The 16,148-nt window shown below is 71.1% G+C and carries 18 protein-coding genes; 9 read left to right on the top strand and 9 right to left on the bottom strand.

Going from position 1 to position 16,148, the window contains the following annotated elements:
- Window positions 1–10 precede the first annotated feature (10 nt).
- The 5 genes from QM621_RS11740 to QM621_RS11720 all read left to right on the top strand — a co-directional run bounded on the left by QM621_RS11740 (window position 11) and on the right by QM621_RS11720 (window position 3,229).
- Window positions 11–925 carry an ABC transporter ATP-binding protein gene (locus QM621_RS11740; protein ID WP_414990568.1) on the top strand — a complete coding sequence of 305 codons (915 nt, stop codon included), beginning with the start codon at window positions 11–13 and terminating at the stop codon, window positions 923–925.
- Window positions 922–1,686, top strand: a complete 765-nt coding sequence (locus QM621_RS11735; RefSeq protein ID WP_414990567.1) for an ABC transporter permease — start codon at window positions 922–924, stop codon at window positions 1,684–1,686. The genes QM621_RS11740 and QM621_RS11735 overlap by 4 nt, the downstream gene beginning before the upstream one ends.
- A gap of 1 nt (window position 1,687) precedes the next feature.
- Complete coding sequence (locus QM621_RS11730; protein ID WP_414990566.1) at window positions 1,688–2,533, top strand: COX15/CtaA family protein; 846 nt, start codon at window positions 1,688–1,690, stop codon at window positions 2,531–2,533.
- A 70-nt stretch (window positions 2,534–2,603) separates the two neighbouring features.
- Complete coding sequence (locus QM621_RS11725) at window positions 2,604–2,834, top strand: hypothetical protein (protein WP_414990565.1); 231 nt, start codon at window positions 2,604–2,606, stop codon at window positions 2,832–2,834.
- Window positions 2,831–3,229, top strand: a complete 399-nt coding sequence (locus tag QM621_RS11720) for a TA system VapC family ribonuclease toxin (protein WP_414990564.1) — start codon at window positions 2,831–2,833, stop codon at window positions 3,227–3,229. Before QM621_RS11725 ends, QM621_RS11720 begins: the two co-directional genes overlap by 4 nt.
- Here the strand turns inward: QM621_RS11720 and QM621_RS11715 are convergent.
- Window positions 3,219–4,148 (bottom strand): heme o synthase, encoded by a 930-nt coding sequence (locus QM621_RS11715; RefSeq protein ID WP_414990563.1) that lies wholly within the window; start codon window positions 4,146–4,148, stop codon window positions 3,219–3,221. The two genes, QM621_RS11720 and QM621_RS11715, sit on opposite strands and share 11 nt — an antisense overlap.
- A gap of 86 nt (window positions 4,149–4,234) precedes the next feature.
- On the opposite strand from QM621_RS11715, the gene tkt reads away from it, so the two are divergent.
- From tkt to pgl, 4 genes are read left to right on the top strand one after another with little or no spacing between them, the layout of a single operon-like run.
- Window positions 4,235–6,331: a transketolase gene (gene tkt / locus QM621_RS11710; protein ID WP_414990562.1), complete on the top strand. Its 2,097-nt coding sequence runs from the start codon at window positions 4,235–4,237 to the stop codon at window positions 6,329–6,331.
- A gap of 11 nt (window positions 6,332–6,342) precedes the next feature.
- The gene (gene tal, locus QM621_RS11705) at window positions 6,343–7,431 is read left to right on the top strand and encodes a transaldolase (RefSeq protein WP_414990561.1); all 1,089 of its coding nucleotides are present in this window, start codon (window positions 6,343–6,345) and stop codon (window positions 7,429–7,431) included.
- Between the two features lie 3 nt (window positions 7,432–7,434).
- Window positions 7,435–9,000, top strand: a complete 1,566-nt coding sequence (locus QM621_RS11700) for a glucose-6-phosphate isomerase (RefSeq protein WP_414990560.1) — start codon at window positions 7,435–7,437, stop codon at window positions 8,998–9,000.
- Complete coding sequence (gene pgl / locus QM621_RS11695) at window positions 8,997–9,689, top strand: 6-phosphogluconolactonase (protein WP_414990559.1); 693 nt, start codon at window positions 8,997–8,999, stop codon at window positions 9,687–9,689. Before QM621_RS11700 ends, pgl begins: the two co-directional genes overlap by 4 nt.
- Here the strand turns inward: pgl and QM621_RS11690 are convergent.
- The 8 genes from QM621_RS11690 to rapZ all read right to left on the bottom strand — a co-directional run bounded on the left by QM621_RS11690 (window position 9,686) and on the right by rapZ (window position 16,148).
- A complete protein-coding gene (locus tag QM621_RS11690) occupies window positions 9,686–10,039 on the bottom strand; it encodes an RNA polymerase-binding protein RbpA (protein WP_414990558.1) in 354 nt (117 codons plus the stop codon). The two genes, pgl and QM621_RS11690, sit on opposite strands and share 4 nt — an antisense overlap.
- Window positions 10,039–10,275, bottom strand: a complete 237-nt coding sequence (gene secG / locus QM621_RS11685) for a preprotein translocase subunit SecG (RefSeq protein ID WP_414990557.1) — start codon at window positions 10,273–10,275, stop codon at window positions 10,039–10,041. Before secG ends, QM621_RS11690 begins: the two co-directional genes overlap by 1 nt.
- A gap of 22 nt (window positions 10,276–10,297) precedes the next feature.
- Window positions 10,298–11,086 carry a triose-phosphate isomerase gene (gene tpiA / locus QM621_RS11680; RefSeq protein WP_414990556.1) on the bottom strand — a complete coding sequence of 263 codons (789 nt, stop codon included), beginning with the start codon at window positions 11,084–11,086 and terminating at the stop codon, window positions 10,298–10,300.
- The gene (locus tag QM621_RS11675; RefSeq protein WP_414990555.1) at window positions 11,083–12,294 is read right to left on the bottom strand and encodes a phosphoglycerate kinase; all 1,212 of its coding nucleotides are present in this window, start codon (window positions 12,292–12,294) and stop codon (window positions 11,083–11,085) included. Before QM621_RS11675 ends, tpiA begins: the two co-directional genes overlap by 4 nt.
- Window positions 12,295–12,299: 5 nt before the next feature.
- A complete protein-coding gene (gene gap / locus QM621_RS11670; RefSeq protein WP_414990554.1) occupies window positions 12,300–13,304 on the bottom strand; it encodes a type I glyceraldehyde-3-phosphate dehydrogenase in 1,005 nt (334 codons plus the stop codon).
- Window positions 13,305–13,370: 66 nt separating this feature from the next.
- Window positions 13,371–14,348, bottom strand: coding sequence for a DNA-binding protein WhiA (gene whiA, locus QM621_RS11665; protein ID WP_414990553.1), 978 nt, complete (start codon window positions 14,346–14,348; stop codon window positions 13,371–13,373).
- A 10-nt stretch (window positions 14,349–14,358) separates the two neighbouring features.
- Window positions 14,359–15,288, bottom strand: a complete 930-nt coding sequence (locus QM621_RS11660) for a gluconeogenesis factor YvcK family protein (RefSeq protein WP_414990552.1) — start codon at window positions 15,286–15,288, stop codon at window positions 14,359–14,361.
- Complete coding sequence (gene rapZ / locus QM621_RS11655) at window positions 15,285–16,148, bottom strand: RNase adapter RapZ (RefSeq protein WP_414990551.1); 864 nt, start codon at window positions 16,146–16,148, stop codon at window positions 15,285–15,287. Before rapZ ends, QM621_RS11660 begins: the two co-directional genes overlap by 4 nt.

The raw sequence follows: 16,148 nt of genomic DNA, 5'->3' as shown, positions 1-16,148 counted from the left end.
GACTGTCCCGGTGCCTGCTCTCGCCGTGGAGATCCGTGACCTCGTAATGCGTTACGGGGAGCGGGCGGCGGTGGACCACCTCGACCTCGACGTCGTCACCGGGTCGGTCACTGCGATCCTCGGGCCTAACGGGGCGGGCAAGACCACCACCGTCGAGACCTGTGAGGGCTTCCGGCCAGTCCAAGAGGGCTCGGTCCGCGTGCTCGGACGCGACCCGCGCGACCCGGAGCTACGACCCCGGATCGGCGTCATGCTGCAGTCCGGCGGGGCGTGGTCGGGGTCGCGGGCCGAGGAGATGCTGCGGCACATCGCCGCCCTGCACGCCCATCCGCTCGACGTCGACGCGCTCATCGAACGACTCGGCCTCGGCTCCTGCGGCCGCACCCCCTACCGCCGGCTGTCCGGCGGCCAGCAGCAGCGTCTCTCCCTCGCCATGGCCATCGTCGGACGACCCGAACTGCTCTTCCTCGACGAACCGACCGCCGGCCTCGACCCGCAGGCCCGCCGTGCCGCGTGGGACCTCATCGGCGAACTGCGCGACCACGGCGTCACCGCCGTCCTCACCACGCACTTCATGGACGAGGCCGAGCAACTGAGCGACACCATCCACATCATCGACTCCGGTCGCGTCATCGCCTCGGGGACGCCCGCCGAGTTGACCCGCGAGAGCGCCCACGACACCATGCGCGTCACCGCACGTCCGGGCCTCGACGTTCCTTCCCTCATGGCAGCCCTCAGCGACGGGACGAAGGTCGAAGAACGCACACCCGGCTCCTACGTCATCACCGGCGAGGTCTCCCCCACCCTCCTCTCCACCGTCACCGCTTGGTGCGCCGAGCAAGGCGTGCTGGTCGAGTCGATCCTCGTCGAGCGAGAGACGCTGGAAGACCGCTTCCTCGACCTGACCGGACGGAGTCTGCGATGAGCCTCGACGTCTCCCCGAAGCCAGGGGCCGCGCCGCTGTCGGCGATGCTGCGGGCGCAGACGCTCATGGAGTTCAAGCTCATGCTCCGCAACGGCGAGCAGGTGCTGCTGACCCTCGTCATCCCGCTCATCCTGCTGGTCATGGGCACCCGTGCCGATCAGGTGGTCGATCTCGGCCCCGGCCGCACCATCGACATCATCGCGCCCGGCGTGATCGCGCTGGCGGTGCTATCGACGTCGTTCACCTCGCTCGCGATCAGCACCGGCTTCGACCGCCGCTACGGCGTGCTCAAACGCCTCGGCGCCTCTCCCCTGCCCCGGTCGGTGCTGCTGCTCGGCAAGGTCGGCGCGGTCATCGCCGTTGAAGTCATCCAACTCGTCGTGCTGACGACCGTCGCTCTGTTGCTCGGCTGGCAGCCGGAGGCGAGCGGCTGGCTCTGGATGATCCCCCTGGTCATCACCGGGACGGCGGCCTTCGGGGCGCTCGGCCTGCTGATCGCCGGAACGCTGCGCGCCGAGGCGACCCTCGCCGTCGCGAACCTCGTCTATGTGCTGCTGCTCGTCGGCGGCGGGCTGCTCGTGCCGCTTTCGCGCTATCCCGAGGCCGGCCGGCAGGCCATGGAGCTCGTCCCGTCGGGGGCGCTCGGACAAGGCCTGCGGGACGTGTTCGACGGCGGATCGGCGGTCGGCGCCCTCGTCGTGCTGACCATCTGGGCGCTCGTCGCGGGCGTCGCGACGGTCCGCACCTTCAAATGGGAGTGAGATGAACGTCAAGTTCTGGGCGCGCGCTTCAGTCGTCGCCAACACGGTCATCATCTTGACCGGCGGTCTGGTCCGGCTGACTGGATCGGGCCTTGGCTGCTCGGAATGGCCGAAGTGCACCGAGGAGTCCTGGACAGCGCACAAGGAGTTGGGAGTCCACGGCGCCATCGAGTTCGGCAACCGGCTGCTGACGTATGTGCTCATCGCGGTCGCCATCGCCACGTTCATGGCGATCTGGCAGTGGTCGCGGACCAGCTACTCGTTGCGCTGGCACGCCGGCGTGCTGGCCGTCGGCATCCCCTTTCAGGGGGTGATCGGCGGGATCACGGTGCTGACTGACCTGAACCCGTGGATCGTGGCGCTGCATCTGCTGTTGTCGATGGCGCTGGTCGCGGGGTCGGTGTGGCTGGTCCACCGAGTCTCCGAGGAGCCCGCGACGCCCCTGTCGCCCCGCCTGCACACGCTGGTCTGGGCGGTCTACGGCACGCTGCTCGTCGCGATCTATCTCGGCACCATCGTCACCGGCTCCGGGCCCCACGCGGGCGATGAGAAGGCCCCGCGCAACGGACTCGACCCCGCCACCTGGAGCCGGATCCACGCGCTGAGCGTCTGGCTGCTGATCGGCCTGACGGTGCTCTTGCTGATCTTGCTGCGCTCGCGCATCGTCGCGTTGCTGCTCGTCGCCGAGCTCGCTCAGGGCCTCATCGGCTACGTCCAGTACTTCACCGACCTCCCCATCGCCCTCGTCGCCGCCCACCTCGTCGGCGCGGCGGTCCTGCTGGCCGTCGCGACAAAGTTGGTCGTCGGAATCAGACGGGAGCCGACGAGGCGCGACGCCCGGAAGTAGACCGTTTCGACGAAGCCGAAGGTACCTCTCAGACCTGTCACATCACTGGTGATGTGCCTATGATGCAGTCATGCGCACCACCGTCGACCTGCCTCCCGCCGTGCACCGCCGTGCCCGTGAGATCGCTCATGAACGACGTCAATCGCTCTCCGCGGTCCTCACCGACCTCACCGTTCGCGGCCTCTCGACCTTGGGCGATCCGCTGACCGTCGCCACCGATCCCATCAGCCAGCTGCCCTCGATCACGCTAGGACACCCCGTCACCTCCGCCGACGTCGCCGAGGCTCTGGACGACGAATGACCACGCCCTATCTGCTGGACGCCAACGTGCTGATCGCGCTGACGATCACCGACCATGAGCATCACGATGTCGCGGCACGCTGGGCGGCAGACGTTCATCACTTCGCCCTCTGCCCCATCTCCGAAGGGGCTCTCGCCCGCTTCCTCATACGTGTCGGCGAGAGCCCCGCGACGGTCCGCGCCGTGGTCTCAGCGCTTCACGCCTCGCCACGCTGCGTGTTCTGGCCCGACTCCATCTCGTACGCCGACGCCGGCCTCGACCACGTCATCGGGCATCGCCAAGTCACCGACGCGTATCTCGTCTCGCTCGCGGCGCACCACGGCGGCACACTCGCCACCTTCGACCAAGGCGTCGCGTCGGCTCAACCCGAGAAGGTCGAGTTGATCAGCCGATGAAGGGATCAGCCGCCGCCGCGACGAAGAGCAGGGCGAGGTAGGCGTTGCTGAAGTGGAACAGGCGCATCGGTTTGATGACGCTCAACTCCTCGGTCTCCAGGGCGCGACTCTTCAAGTCGTAGGCCTCGACGAGGAAGATGACGCCGAGGACGATGGCGGACGCCGGGTAGAACCAGCCGGTCTCGGCCACCGGCCACAGCAGCAGCGACGTAGCGAGCATGACCCACGAGTACGCCACGATCTGCCGCGCCACCTCGCGGGCGCTGGTGACCGACGGGAGCATGGGCACGTCGGCGGCCGCGTAGTCCTCGCGGTAGCGCATGCCGAGCGACCAGAAGTGCGGCGGCGTCCAGAAGAACACGACCATGAACAGCACGACCGGCGCCCAGGCCAGCTCGCCGGTGACGGCCGTCCAGCCGATCAGCGCCGGGAAGCAGCCCGCCGCGCCGCCCCACACGATGTTCTGCGGGGTGCGGCGCTTCAACAGCATCGTGTAGCCGACGACGTAGAAGACGTTCGCCGTCAGCGCCAGCAGCGACGACAGCCAGTTGACGAAGAAACCGAGCCAGAGCGTCGACACGACGCCCAGCACCAAGCCGAAGACCAACGCCTTCCGCGTGCTCACCTGATGGCGCGGCAGCGGACGGCGCGACGTGCGGCGCATCTTCTGGTCGATGTCGGCGTCGACCACGCAGTTGAGCGCGTTGGCGCTGCCCGCCGACAGCGTGCCGCCGACCATCGTGGCCACGACGAGCCACAGGTCGGGCACCGCCTTGGCGGCCAGGAACATCACCGGGACGGTGGTGAGCAGCAGCAACTCGATGATGCGGGGCTTCATCAGCGCCACGTACGCGGCGACCACCTCACGGGGCGTCGCTCGGACGCGTGCGGGACCGGCATCGACGAGACTCACGCGCACCAGTCTAAGCCACCCGAGTAGGCTCGGAGCGACGGAGTGGCCCGCTCTCGTCACCCACGGTCCGCGTTCTACGAGGAGACACACTCGTGACCTCTGCCCCCACCGCCCTCGACTGGTCCGAACTCGACGCGCGCGCCGTCGACACCGCCCGGTTGCTCGCCGCCGACGCCGTGCAGAAGGCCGGCAACGGTCACCCCGGCACGGCGATGAGCCTCGCCCCGGCGGCGTACCTGCTCTACCAGAAGGTCATGCGGCACGACCCGACCGATCCGTCGTGGATCGGCCGCGACCGCTTCGTCCTGTCCTGCGGCCACTCCAGCCTCACCCAGTACACGCAGCTGTTCCTCGCGGGCTACCCGCTGAGCCTCGACGACCTCAAGGACCTGCGCCAGTGGGGCAGCCAGACCCCCGGCCACCCCGAGCACGGCCACACCCCCGGCGTCGAGGTCACCACCGGCCCGCTCGGCCAGGGCATCGCCAACGCAGTCGGCATGGCCATGGCCGCCCGCCGCGAGCGCGGCCTGCTCGACCCCGAGGCCGCCCCCGGAACGAGCCCCTTCGACCACCAGATCTACGTGCTCGCCTCCGACGGCGACGTCCAGGAGGGCGTCACCGGCGAGGCCGCCTCGCTCGCGGGCCACCAGGAGCTCGGCAACCTCACGGTCATCTACGACGACAACCGCATCTCCATCGAGGACGACACCGACGTCGCGTTCAGCGAGAACGTCGGCGCCCGCCACGAGGCCTACGGCTGGCACGTCCAGACCGTCGACTGGACCGCGAGCGGCGACTACCGCGAGGACGTCGAAGCCCTCTGGAACGCGATCCAGGCCGCCAAGGCCGAGACGTCCAAGCCGAGCCTCATCGTCTTGCGCACGATCATCGCCTGGCCCGCCCCGAACGCGCAGAACACCGGCGCGTCGCACGGGTCGGCCCTCGGCGCCGACGAGATCGCCGCGACCAAGGAGATCCTCGGCTTCCCGACCGACGCCGACTTCGTCGTCGAGGACGCCGTCGTCGCGAACATCGAGGCCTCCCGCGAGCGCGGCCAGGCCGCCCACGCCGCCTGGGACGAGGGCTTCGAGGCCTGGACGCAAGCGAACCCCGACGCCAAGGCGCTGCTCGACCGGCTCGCCTCCCAGACGCTCCCCGAGGGCTGGGACGCCGAGTTGCCGGTCTACGAGGCCTCCGAGAAGGGTGTCGCCACCCGCGTGGCCTCCGGCGAGTTCCTGACCGCCGCCGCGCCGAAGCTGCCCGAGCTGTGGGGCGGCTCGGCCGACCTCGCCGGGTCGAACAACACCACCCCGAAGGGCGAGCCGTCCTTCCTGCCGCCGCACCGCTCGACGGGCAAGTTCACCGGCGACTGGTACGGCCGGGTGCTGCACTTCGGCATCCGCGAGCACGCGATGGGCTCGATCCTCAACGGCATCGCGCTGCACGGCCCGACCCGCCCGTACGCGGGCACCTTCCTGGTGTTCAGCGACTACATGCGCCCGGCGGTCCGCCTGGCCGCGCTGCAGCAGCTGCCCGTCGCCTACGTGTGGACGCACGACTCCATCGGCCTCGGCGAGGACGGCCCGACGCACCAGCCGATCGAGCACCTGGCCTCGCTGCGCGCGATCCCCGGCCTCGACGTGATCCGTCCGGCCGACGCCAACGAGACCGTCGCGGCGTGGAAGGCCGTCTTGGAGCAGACCGACCGCCCGTCGGCGCTGGCGCTGAGCCGCCAGAACCTGCCCGTCTTCCCGCGGGGCGGCGAGTGGGGCGACGCCTCGCTCACCGAGAAGGGCGGCTACACGCTCGTCGACGCCGCGAACGGCGAGCCCGACGTCATCCTCATCGCCACCGGCTCGGAGGTCCAGCTGGCCGTCGAAGCGCGTGGGAAGCTCGCCGAGGCCGGCGTCGGCGCCCGCGTCGTGTCGATGCCCTCGCGCGAGTGGTTCGACGCCCAGGACGCCGACTACCGCGACGGCGTCCTGCCGCCGTCGGTGCGCGCCCGCGTGTCGGTCGAGGCCGGCATCGCCCAGGGCTGGCGCGAGCTGGTCGGCGACGCCGGACGGATCGTCAGCATCGAGCACTTCGGCGCGTCCGCCGACTACCAGCGCCTCTACACCGAGTTCGGCCTCACCGCCGACGCCGTGGTCACCGCCGCCCACGACTCGATCGAGGCCGCCACCCGATAGGAGCACCGCCCATGAACCCACGACTCACGGCCCTCAGCGACGCTGGGGTGTCGATCTGGCTCGACGACCTGTCCCGCGAACGACTCAGCTCTGGCAACCTCGCCGCGCTCGTCGGCCAGAGCGGCGTCGTGGGGGTGACGACCAATCCGACGATCTTCGCCGGGGCGCTCGCCGACGGCGCCAGCTACGCCGACCAGGTGGCCGCGCTGAAGACGTCCGGCGCGTCGGTCGACGAGGCCATCGTCGAGTTGACCTGCACCGACGTCCAGCAGGCCTGCGACGTGCTGCGGCCGGTCCACGAGGCCACCGGAGGCGTCGACGGCCGCGTGTCGATCGAGGTGGAGCCCGGTCTGGCCCGCGACACCGAGGCGACCGTGGCGATGGCCGAGAAGCTGTGGCGGCGCGTCGACCGTCCGAACGCGATGATCAAGATCCCGGCGACCGCAGAAGGTCTGCCGGCCATCGCGGCGACCATCGCGCGCGGCATCAGCGTCAACGTCACGCTGATCTTCGCGCTGGAGCGCTATCGCGGCGTCATGGACGCCTACCTGTACGGGCTGGAGCAGGCCGCCGCCGAGGGCCGCGACCTGTCTCAGATCCACTCGGTCGCGTCGTTCTTCATCAGCCGCGTCGACACCGAGGTCGACGGCCGCCTCGGCGAGGGGCATCCGGCGCGCGGCACGGCGGCGCTGGCCAACGCCCGGCTCGCCTACGCCGCCTACGCCGAGGTCTTCGGCGGCGAGAGGTTCGCGGCGTTGCGAGCCCAGGGCGCGCACCCGCAGCGTCCGTTGTGGGCGTCCACCGGCGTCAAGGACCCCGCGCTGCCGGACACGCTCTACGTGTCCGAGCTGGTCGTCCCGGGCACCGTCAACACGCTGCCGGAGAAGACGCTGCAGGCCTTCGCCGACCACGGCGAGGTCCACGGCGACGCCGTCACCGGCACCGCCGAGCAGGCTCAGGCCGTCTGGGACGCGCTGGCCGAGGCGGGCGTCGACTACGACGACGTGGTCGCGGTCCTGGAGGACGAGGGGCTGCGGAAGTTCGACGACTCGTGGGCCGAGCTGGTCCAGACCGTGGGCGACGCGCTGGCGGAAGGCTGACCGATGACTGTTCACATCACCGCTCCCGTCCGGTCCTACGAGCGCGTCCTGCGCCGCCTCGTCGACGAGCGCTTCGCCTCCCGGCTCGCGGCGCGCGACCACACGCTGTGGGGTCCGGCCGCCGAGGAGGAGTCGGCCAAACGCCTCGCCTGGGTCGACCTGCCCAAGGCGTCCCGGCCGCTCCTCCCCCGGATCGCCGCCGCCCGCGACGATCTGCGACAGGCGGGCCTCGACCACGTGGTGCTGTGCGGCATGGGCGGGTCGTCGCTCGCGCCGGAGGTGATCTGCCGGGCGGCCGGAGTCGAGCTGACCGTGCTCGACTCCTCCGACCCGCACATGGCGCGCGCCGCCGTCGAGGACCGGCTCGACCGCTCCGTCGTGGTGGTCTCCAGCAAGTCCGGCGGCACCGTCGAGACCGACAGCCAGCGGCGCGCCTTCGAGGACGCCTACGAACAGGCGGGCCTCGACGCCCGCCAGCACCTCGTGATCGTCACCGATCCGGCGTCGCCGCTCGACGAGTACGTGACCGCCGCCGGCTACCGCGTGTTCCGTGCCGAGCCGAACGTCGGCGGCCGGTACTCGGCACTGACGGCCTTCGGCCTGGTCCCGAGCGGCCTGGCGGGCGTCCCGCTCGCCCCGCTGCTGGAGCAGGCAGGCGCCGTGCACGACGCGTTCCTCGCCGACTCCGTCGAGAACCTCGCACTGCGGCTCGGCACGCTGATGGGCGTGGCCGCCGACAACGACGTCGACAAGCTGGTGCTGGTCGACCACACCGGCACGGGCGTCGGCGACTGGATCGAGCAGCTGGTCGCGGAGTCGACCGGCAAGGACGGCTGCGGCGTCCTGCCCGTCGTGACGACGCCCGACGCCCTCGGCGCGGTGACATCGGACTGCGTCGTCGTGGCGCTCGGGACCGAGGAGGTCCCGGCGGCTCCCTCCGGCTACGCCGCCGCCGTCGACCTGCCGCTCGGCGCCCATATGTTCCTGTGGGAGGTCGCGACGGCGGTCGCCGGTCAGATCCTCTCGATCAACCCCTTCGACCAGCCCGACGTCGAGAGCGCGAAGAAAGCCGCCCGCGCCTCGCTCGGCGGCGAGGTCGAGCAGCCCGCGCCGTCGGCGGTCGACGGCGACGTCGAGCTGTTCGGCACGGAGGCGAGCACGCTGGAGGAGGCGCTCGCCGAGCTGTTCGCGAAGGTCGAAGAACCGCTCGGCTATCTCGCGCTCCAGGTCTACCTCGACCGCTGGACGCACGCCGATCTCGCGGCGGTGCGCGCTCCGTTGAGCGAGCGGCTGGACCGGCCGGTGACCTTCGGCTGGGGGCCGCGCTTCCTGCACTCGACCGGCCAGTACCACAAGGGCGGAGCCCCGACGGGCGTGTTCCTGCAGGTGACCGCCGAGCCTGATCGGGACTTCGAGGTGCCGGGCCGCGACTTCACCTTCGGACAGTTCATCGTCGCCCAGGCGGTCGGCGACGGCCAGGTGTTGGCTGAACGTGGGCGTCCGGTGCTGCGGCTGCATCTGCGCGACGTCGAGGCCGGGGTGGCCCGGCTGCGCCGACTGCTCGCATGAGCGTCGTCATCGTCGACGACGATCCCGCCGGGCTGCTCGCCCGACGTCTGAACGAGCGGATCGGCGAGATCACAGCAACCGGCCGCAACGCGCGGGTCGCCTTGACCGGCGGGACCGTCGCCACCGACGCCTACCGCCGGTTACAGGCCGACGACGCCGACTGGGACCAGGTCGAGTTCTGGTGGAGCGACGAGCGCTTCGTGCCCGACGGCCACGCCGACCGCAACGACCGACAAGCGCGCGAGGCCTTCCTCGACCGTCTCGGCGTGCCAGCCGAGCACCTTCACCCGATGCCCGCGCACGGCTGCGATCAGACGATGGCCGACGCGGCGGACGCCTACGCGGAGACGCTGCCCGAGGACGGCTTCGACGTCGTGCTGCTCGGCGTCGGCCCCGACGGGCATGTGGCCTCGCTCTTCCCCGGCTTCGCCCAACTCGACGAGGCCGAACGGCGTGCGGTCGAGGTGTTCGGCTCCCCCAAGCCGCCGCCGGAGCGGATCAGCCTCACTTTCGGCGCGCTGAACGACGCCGACGCCGTGTGGTTCGTGGCCAGCGGCGAGGGCAAGGCCGACGCGGTCGCCCGAGCCCTCGCCGCCGACGGGACCGTCGCCGAGACGCCCGCGCGCGGCGTGCGCGGCCGATCCGAGACCCTCTGGTTCCTCGACCCGACCGCCGCGTCCGCGCTTTAGAAGATCAGCTCGCCCGACTTGCGCCGCGAGCGGAGCAGTTGCAGGGCCTCGTCGAGTATCTGCTTGGCCTCGTCGTCGCTGCGACGCTCCTTGGCGTACGCCAGATGCGTCTTGTAGGGCTCGGTCTTCGGGGCGGACAGGCGGTTCTCCGTGTCGGAGCTGGCCGGCAGGCCGCACCTCTGACAGTCCCACGACTCCGGCGCCTCGGCCTCCACCGAGAACACCAGCGCCGTCTCATGGTCGTTGGCGCAGAAATACGAGACGTTCTGCCGGGGAGCGGCCTGGCCGCGCTCGGCCTCGCCCATCGGACCGGCGCCGATGCGGCTGCCCCGGATCGCGCCGGCTGCCACTAGTTGGCCGCCTTCAACAGCAGGCCGAGGGCGAAGACCGACACGATCCAGATGACCGCGATGCCGACGGTGATGCGGTCGAGGTTGCGCTCGGCGACCGAGGAACCGCCCAGCGAGCTGGACACGCCGCCGCCGAACATGTCGGACAGTCCGCCGCCGCGGCCCTTGTGCATGAGCACGAGCAGGATCAACAAGACGCTGCTGATCGCGAGCACGATGGAGAAGGTGAGGATCACGGGAGAACTTTCTGAAGTCGGGTCAGATCGCGGGCAGGTCGTAGAAGCGGGCGATGCCGGCGAACTCGTCCGCCTGCAGACTCGCGCCGCCGACCAGGGCCCCGTCCACGTCGGGCTGGGCCATGATCGAGGCGACGTTGGCCGCCTTCACCGATCCGCCGTACAGGATACGCACGCCGTCGGCGGCCTCCGCCGAGAAGACCTCGGCGATCCTCGCTCGGATCGCCGCGCACACCTCTTGGGCGTCCTCGGGCGTCGCGACCTCGCCGGTGCCGATGGCCCAGACGGGCTCGTAGGCGACGACGAGACCGGCGACCTGCTCGGGCGTGAAGCCCGCGAGCGAGCCGTCGACCTGCGCCAGCGTGTACGCGACGTGCTCGCCGGACTGGCGGACCTCCAGGCCCTCGCCGACGCAGACGATGGGGGTCATGTCCGCCGCGAGCGCCTTCGTCGCCTTCGTGTTGACGACCTGGTCGCTCTCGCCGTGGTACTCACGGCGCTCGGAGTGGCCGACGACCACGTAGGAGCAGCCGAGCTTGGCGAGCATCGCGGCGCTGATCTCGCCGGTGTAGGCGCCGCCGTCGTGCTCGGAGACGTCCTGCGCGCCGTAGCCGAGGCACAGCTTGTCGCCGTCGATGACCGTCTGCACGCTGCGGATGTCGGTGAACGGCGGGATGACGACGACCTCGGACTTGTCCGGGTCGTGCTTCTTGTCCTGCAGGGTCCAGGCGAGCTTCTGGACGAGGTTGATCGCCTCCATGTGGTTGAGGTTGCTCTTCCAGTTGCCGGCCATCAGCGGTGTGCGGGTCATGCGTCCTCCTCCAGGACGGCCAGACCCGGGAGGGCCTTGCCTTCGAGATATTCCAGGCTCGCGCCGCCGCCCGTCGAGATGTGGCCGAAGGCGTCGTCGGCGAAGCCGAGCTGGCGGACCGCCGCGGCCGAGTCGCCGCCGCCGACGACCGACAGGCCCTCGGTCCGGGTCAGCGCCTCGGCGACCGCGCGGGTGCCCTGGGCGAAGGCCTCGAACTCGAACACGCCCATCGGGCCGTTCCAGAACACGGTCCTCGCCGAGCGCACGACCTCGGCGAACGCCGCCGCCGAGTCGGGGCCGATGTCGAGGCCCATCTGGTCGTCGGGGATGGCGTCGGCGGCGACCACGGTGGCCGGGGCGTCGGCGGCGAAGGCCGGGGCCACCACCACGTCGGTCGGCAGCACCAGGTCGACGCCCGCTGCGGCCGCCCGCTCGATGTAGCCCTTGGCCACCTCGATCTGGTCGGCCTCCAACAGCGACGAGCCGACGCCGTGTCCCTGCGCGGCGAGGAAGGTGAAGACCATGCCGCCGCCGACGACGAGGCTGTCGGCCTTCTCGATCAGGTGGTCGATGACGCCGAGCTTGTCGGAGACCTTCGAGCCGCCGAGCACCACCGCGTAGGGGCGCTCCGGGCTCTCGGTGAGGCGCTTGAGCACCTCGACCTCGGCCTGCACGAGCCCGCCGACCGCCGACGGGAGACGCTTCGCGACGTCGTAGACGCTGGCCTGCTTGCGGTGCACGACGCCGAAGCCGTCGGAGACGAACACGTCGGCCAGGGCCGCGAGCTCGTCGGCGAAGGCGCCCCGCACGTCGTCGTCCTTAGCCGTCTCGCCGGCGTTGAAGCGGACGTTCTCCAGCAGGGCGATCTGGCCGTCGGCCAGCTCGGAGGCCACGCGCTGGGCCTCCGGGCCGACCGTGTCGGCGGCGAAGACGACCGGCGACCCCAGCAGCTCCGACAGCCGCTCGGCCACCGGGGCCAGCGAGTACGCCGGAGCGTGCTGGCCCTTGGGGCGGCCGAGGTGGGCCGTGACGAGCACCTTCGCGCCCGCGTCGGCGAGCCGACGCAGCGTCGGGACGCTGGCGCGGATGCGGCCGTCGTCGGTGATGTTCGTGCCGTCGAGCGGGACGTTGAGGTCGCTACGGACCAGCACCCGCTGGCCGGACAGGTCTCCGCCGTGCTCGGACAGCAGGTCGTCGATCGTCTTCATGCGGATCAGAGCGAGGCGCCGACGAGCGTGACCAGGTCGACGAGACGGTTGGAGTAGCCCCACTCGTTGTCGTACCAGGAGACGACCTTGACCTGGTCGCCGATGACCTTGGTCAGGCCCGAGTCGAAGATGCTCGACGCCGGGTCGGTGACGATGTCGCTCGAGACGATCGGGTCCTCGGTGTAGGTCAGGAAGCCCTTCATGGCGCCCTCGGAGGCCTCCTTGACGATCGCGTTGACCTCCTCGACGGAGGTCTCGCGGCTCGCCGTGAAGGTGAGGTCGGTGGCCGAGCCGGTGGGCGTCGGGACGCGCAGCGCGTAGCCGTCGAGCTTGCCGGCCAGCTCCGGCAGCACGAGGCTGACGGCCTTCGCGGCGCCGGTGGAGGTCGGGACGATGTTCAGCGCGGCGGCGCGGGCGCGGCGCAGGTCGCTGTGCGGGGCGTCCTGCAGGTTCTGGTCCTGCGTGTACGCGTGGATCGTGGTCATCAGGCCGCGCTCGATGCCGAGGCCGTCGTTGAGGGCCTTGGCCAGCGGGGCGAGGCAGTTGGTGGTGCAGGAGGCGTTCGAGATGACGGTGTGCTGCGCGCCGTCGTACAGCTCGTGGTTGACGCCCATCACGATCGTGATGTCCTCGTTCTTGGCCGGGGCCGAGATGACGACCTTCTTGGCGCCGCCGTCGACGTGGGCCTTGGCCTTGGTCGCGTCGGTGAAGAAGCCGGTGGACTCCACGACGATGTCGACGCCGACCGACGCCCAGTCGAGGTTGGCGGGGTCGCGCTCGGCGAAGGCGGCGATCTTCTGGTCGCCTACGGTGATCGAGGTGTCGTCGTAGCTGACGTCGGCGTCGAGACGGCCGAGGATCGAGTCGTACTTCAGCAGCGTCGCGAGGGTCTTGTTGTCGGTGAGGTCGTTGACAGCGACGATCTCGATGTCGGACCCCGCGGCGCGCGCCGCCCGGAAGAAGTTACGGCCGATGCGGCCAAAGCCATTGATGCCAACGCGAACGGTCACGACGAGTTGCTCCTGAAGTGGGATGGACCTGGGTCGGAGGCAAGCCTAACGGGAGCGGCGGCCCGGTCACCCCTCGGGCAGGTCGTTCATGGAGGACTCGGTGTCGGGGACGCCCTGCTCGGCGGCCGCTTTGTCGGCCATCGCCAGCAGGCGGCGGATGCGCCCGGCGATGGCGTCCTTGGTCAGCGGCGGGTCGTGCAGCTGGCCCAGCTCCTCCAGGCTCGCCTGGCGGTGCTCGACCCGCAGGTCGCCGGCCATCTTGAGGTGGTCGGGCACCTCGTCGCCGAGGATCTCCAGCGCCCGCTGCGCCCGCGCTCCGGCCGCGACCGCCGCACGGGCCGAGCGGCGCAGGTTGGCGTCGTCGAAGTTCGCCAGCCGGTTGGCGGTGGCGCGCACCTCGCGGCGCAGACGCCGCTCCTCCCAGGCCAGCAGCGTCTCGTGCGCGCCGAGCCGGGTCAACAGCGCGCCGATGGCCTCGCCGTCGCGGATGACGACGCGGTCGAAGCCGCGCACCTCTTTGGGTTTGGCCGTGATGCCGAGGCGACGGGCCGCGCCGACGAGCGCCAGCGCCGCCTCGTGGCCGGGGCAGCTGATCTCCAGCGCCGACGAGCGGCCCGGCTCGGTGAGCGAGCCGTGCGCGAGGAACGCCCCGCGCCACGCGGCGACCGCGTCGCAGGAGGACCCGCCGACGACCGCCGGGGGCAGGCCGCGGACGGGGCGTCCGGCCGCGTCGACGACGCCGGTCTGCTGGGCCAGCGCCTCGCCGCCCTGGCCCACCCGCACCACGTAGCCGGTGCCCTTGCGCAGGCCGTTCTGCTGCACGACGACGATCTCGCTGCGCTGGCCGTAGATCTCGGCGATGTCCTTGCGCAGTCGGCGCGCGGCGGCGCCGCTGTCGAGCTCGGCCTCGATGACGACCTTGCCCGCGACGATATGGAGCCCGCCCGCGAAGCGCAGGATCGAGGCGACCTCCGCCTTGCGACAGCACGCCTTCGTGACGTTGACCGCCACGAGCTCCGACTTCACCTGTGAGGTCAACGCCATGCGGGACACTCTATGCCGGGGTCAGAAAGCCGCCGAAGGCGTCCGCCAGGCGGGCCGGGTCGTGCTGATCGCTGCCCGGGAAACGCGCGAGATCGCCGATGACGATGCGCGCGCCGAGCGTCGCAGCGGCCTCTTTGACCTGTCGCACCCGCCCGACCACGCTCTGGTCGACGAGCACCACGTCGAGCGTCAGACCCGGCGCGTGGGCCGCCAGCGTCTCCAGGTGGTCGGCAACCGTGAAGCCGGTGGCCTCCTTGTCGCCGGGCAAGTTCAAGACCAGGGCGCGGCGGGCGTTCGTCTCCATCAGCGCCTCGCGCAGCTGCGGGACGAGCAGCGTCGGCATGACGCTGGTGAACCACGAGCCCGGCCCGACGACGACCCAGTCGGCGTCGTGGACGGCGGCGACCGCCTCCGGGCAGGCCGGCGGGTCGTGCGGGTCGAGACGCACCGCGAGCACCTGGCCGTCGACCGAGGCCACCTCGGCCTGTCCGCGCACGACCGTCACCGCCTCGGGTGTGGCGTCCATGCGGACGTCGGCCTCGATGTCGAGCGGCACGGCGGCCATCGGCAGCACCCGGCCGCGCGATCCGAGCAGGTCGCCGACGAGGTCGAGACCCGCGACGTGATCGCCGAGCTGGTCCCAGATCGCCGCGATCAGCAGATTGCCGAGGGAGTGCCCGGCGAGCGGGCCGTCACCCTGGAACCGGTGCTGCAGCACGCTCGCCCACTGCCGTCCGCGCTCGTCGTCGCCGCTCAGCGCCGCGAGCGCCATGCGCAGGTCGCCGGGCGGCAGGACGCCGAGCTCCTCGCGCAGGCGTCCTGACGAGCCGCCGTCGTCGGCGACGGTGACGATGCCGGTGAGGTCGTCGGTGACACGACGCAACGCGGTGAGGCTGGCGGCCAGACCGTGGCCGCCGCCCAGCGCCGCGACGCGGGTCACTCGCGCCCCAGGTCGCGGTGGACGACGAGGGTGCTCACCCCGTGCGCGCGCAGCCGTTCGGCGAAGGCCTCCGACATCGCCACAGAGCGGTGGCGGCCGCCGGTGCAGCCGATGGCGATGGTCAGGAAGTGCTTGTCCTCGTTGAGGAAGCCGTCGGTGAGCAGCGAGATGATGCCCTCGTAGTGGTCGAGGAACTCCTCGGCGCGCGGCTGGCCCAGCACGAACTCGCGGATGGGGTCGTCGAGGCCGCTCATCGGCCGCAGCCCCGGGTCCCAGTAGGGGTTGGGCAGGAAGCGCATGTCGGCGACCATGTCGGCGTCGATGGGGATGCCGTACTTGAAGCCGAACGACATGACCGAGGCGCGTAGGCCCGTCGAGCCGGGATCGCCGAACGCGGCGCGGAGCCGCTGGCCGAGCAGATGGACGTTGAGCGAGGTGGTGTCGACGACGAGGTCGGCGCGGGCCCGCACCCGGCGCAACAGCTCGCGCTCCTTGTGGAAGCCGTCCATGAGGCGGCCCTCCAGGCTCAGGGGGTGCGGCCGACGGGCGGCCTCCTGACGGCGCACCAGCACCTCGTCGGAGGCCTCCAGGTAGAGCACGCGGGTCGGCAGGCCGCGCTGGCGCAGGCGGACCAAAGCCTCGTCGAGCTCGCCGAAGAAGGACCGCGACCGCGCGTCGACCACGACCGCGAGCAGGTCGATGTCGTCGGCCGCCTCGACCGTGTCGAGCGTCGAGTCGAGCAGGATCGGCGGCAGGTTGTCGATGACGTAGTAGCCGAGCTTCTCCAGCACCTTCGCCGCAGTGCCCCGTCCGGCCCCCGTCATGCCGGTGATCAGCACGACCTCGTCTAGCTTGCCCAT

Origin of the sequence: Aeromicrobium sp., assembly GCF_047606445.1 — a bacterium.
Lineage (GTDB): Bacteria > Actinomycetota > Actinomycetes > Propionibacteriales > Nocardioidaceae > Aeromicrobium.
This window is presented reverse-complemented; position numbering and strand designations above follow the sequence as displayed.

What these genes read in the sequence shown, in the direction of transcription:
- QM621_RS11735 (WP_414990567.1), top strand. Translation starts at nt 922, where the DNA reads ATGAGCCTCGACGTCTCCCCGAAGCCAGGGGCCGCGCCGCTGTCGGCG.
- QM621_RS11730 (WP_414990566.1), top strand. Translation starts at nt 1,688, where the DNA reads ATGAACGTCAAGTTCTGGGCGCGCGCTTCAGTCGTCGCCAACACGGTC.
- QM621_RS11725 (WP_414990565.1), top strand. Translation starts at nt 2,604, where the DNA reads ATGCGCACCACCGTCGACCTGCCTCCCGCCGTGCACCGCCGTGCCCGT.
- QM621_RS11720 (WP_414990564.1), top strand. Translation starts at nt 2,831, where the DNA reads ATGACCACGCCCTATCTGCTGGACGCCAACGTGCTGATCGCGCTGACG.
- tal (WP_414990561.1), top strand. Translation starts at nt 6,343, where the DNA reads ATGAACCCACGACTCACGGCCCTCAGCGACGCTGGGGTGTCGATCTGG.
- QM621_RS11700 (WP_414990560.1), top strand. Translation starts at nt 7,435, where the DNA reads ATGACTGTTCACATCACCGCTCCCGTCCGGTCCTACGAGCGCGTCCTG.
- pgl (WP_414990559.1), top strand. Translation starts at nt 8,997, where the DNA reads ATGAGCGTCGTCATCGTCGACGACGATCCCGCCGGGCTGCTCGCCCGA.
- tpiA (WP_414990556.1), bottom strand. Translation starts at nt 11,086, where the DNA reads ATGACCCGCACACCGCTGATGGCCGGCAACTGGAAGAGCAACCTCAAC.
- QM621_RS11675 (WP_414990555.1), bottom strand. Translation starts at nt 12,294, where the DNA reads ATGAAGACGATCGACGACCTGCTGTCCGAGCACGGCGGAGACCTGTCC.
- whiA (WP_414990553.1), bottom strand. Translation starts at nt 14,348, where the DNA reads ATGGCGTTGACCTCACAGGTGAAGTCGGAGCTCGTGGCGGTCAACGTC.
- rapZ (WP_414990551.1), bottom strand. Translation starts at nt 16,148, where the DNA reads ATGGGCAAGCTAGACGAGGTCGTGCTGATCACCGGCATGACGGGGGCC.